Annotated in this window: 2 protein-coding genes and 1 pseudogene; 1 reads left to right on the forward strand and 2 read right to left on the reverse strand. The window is 58.5% G+C overall.

Features of this window, described 5'->3' with window-relative positions; translation table 11 throughout:
• Positions 1-889: class I SAM-dependent methyltransferase (locus tag AC1DT2_RS22145; protein ID WP_477298766.1), on the forward strand; the 889-nt coding region annotated here is incomplete at its 5' end.
• 25 nt (positions 890-914) lie between these two features.
• Here AC1DT2_RS22145 and AC1DT2_RS22150 read toward each other — a convergent pair.
• Entirely contained in the window at positions 915-1,838 is a 924-nt protein-coding gene (locus tag AC1DT2_RS22150; RefSeq protein WP_477298768.1) for an NAD-dependent epimerase/dehydratase family protein, read from the reverse strand.
• A pseudogene (locus AC1DT2_RS22155) lies at positions 1,816-1,927 on the reverse strand (GDP-mannose 4,6-dehydratase); the annotation flags it as partial. The gene AC1DT2_RS22150 and the pseudogene AC1DT2_RS22155, both read right to left, overlap by 23 nt.

The raw sequence follows: 1,927 nt of genomic DNA on the forward strand, positions 1-1,927 counted from the left end.
GCCGTACCTGAGCACAGATGCGACGAGACAGGAGCCGATAAAGGCTCCTGTCTCCGTTTTGAAGCATGGAGTTAATGAACGCACGCTAGAAGTATTCGCTTATTCACGTCAGCATGGAGAGAGAACTGTGTGGAAGAGTGACGCCCTCGCAAGTAAGACAAAAGAGTTCAGGCAGAAGCTGGACGCGATCAAAGCCGAACGGCCCATGGACTGGTATCCCTACGATTCACTGAACAACATTGGTCTGATGCCCAAGTATTTCCCTTCGGAAATCCTTGATTCCGCAGTGAAGGGGAACTTGAACTGGAAATTCCTCGACATTGGCGCAGGTGACGGCGACGTCGGTTTCTTCTTCGAATCGCTGGGAAACCAGGTCGATATGCTCGACAACCCCCCGACGAACTTCAACGACTGCCGGGGAATCGGCAGCTTCGCGGAAGCCTTGGGAAGTTCTTCAAAATTGGTGGTTCGCGACATCGATCGCGCCTTCGAACTGGAAGGTCAATACGATCTCGCTTTCGCACTGGGATTGCTCTACCACCTGCGCAATCCGATGAACCTCCTGATGACGCTGGCCATGCACGCCGAGCGACTCGCACTGTCGACGAAGGTCTTCCGATTCCTGCCTGACGGAACATCCATCGAGAAGCACCCGGTGGCTTACTTCCTGCGCAATCGGGAGGCGAACAATGACCCGACGAATTACTGGATTCTTTCGCCGCTGGGGCTGAAGGCCCTGCTGGCTCGCTGCGGGTGGCGAGTCGTCGGAGAGCTCATGCAAGGCTCTACGCACTCAAACCCTATCGACAACGAGCATGACGAGCGCATGTTCGTCTACTGCGAGCGTGTTGAAAACTGGCGCGACCTCGGGCTGCATCACGACTTCTGATGCATCACCCATGGCGCGGGGCTCGTTACGATCCCCGCGTCCCTTGGGCGTACATCCACTCCAGCGTGGTCCGCAGGGGAATGATGTCGAGTGGCCCAATGAGGCCGCGCAGCCGGCGATTGTCGCCGGTGAGCCGCGCGACTTCATTGCCGCGAACAAATGCGGGATTGACGCGGACGTCGATGTTGTAGCCGGCAATTTCCTGCATCATGCCGATGACTTCAAGTAGCGAAACGGATGTGCCCGAGCAGATGTTGACTGCCAGGCCCTGGCCACCGGCTGACAACAGACGTACATACGCCTCGGCGACGAACCGAACGTCCTGGAAATCGCGAGCGACATCGATATTGCCCAGCTCAATCACGCGCTCGCCGCGGCGAAAGTGCGAGACGATCTTCGGCAAAAGGAAGTTCTCCGCCTGACCCACCCCCGTGTAGTTGAACGGACGGGAAAGGATGACCGGCAAACGGTCGGCCCATAGCTTTGCCATGTACTCCATCGCCAGCTTGCTGACCGCATAGTCGTTGGCAGGAGATGGCGTGACCGACTCGCTCAACAGCTCGATATCGTTGTTTCCGTAGATGTTGGCGCTACTGGCAAGCAGAACAGCCAGCGGGATCTCCGGCAACGCCGCCAGAGCCTCCAGAAGGTGACGCGTGCCTACAACATTCGTCCTGTACATCTCGTCAGCGTCGCCGTGGGCCACGAAAGCGATGGCGGCGAGATGGATGACGGCTGTTGGGCGCCCTTCACTCACCGAACGCGCAACAGCCTCTCGGTCGAGGAGATCTACCGACGCGGAGTCGAGGTCCGACGGGCGCTCACAGAGTCCAAGCACCCCGTGTCCGGCGGCACGAAGCGCGTCGACCACGTAGCGACCGGTGAAGCCCTTGTGTCCGGTGACAAGAACCCTGGAGGGCGCCACCTCAGAACGAGACGTCACGTTCATTCCGACGCAGATCAGCCTTGACCATCATGCGGCAAAGATTCTCGAGAGTGGTCTCCGGCTTCCATCCCAGCTTCTCGAACGCCTTGGTC

This window comes from Luteibacter sp. P4_E6, from assembly GCF_056401535.1.

Excerpts from the sequence above, each read along its gene's own strand:
- AC1DT2_RS22150 (WP_477298768.1), bottom strand. The coding sequence starts at position 1,838 with ATGAACGTGACGTCTCGTTCTGAGGTGGCGCCCTCCAGGGTTCTTGTC.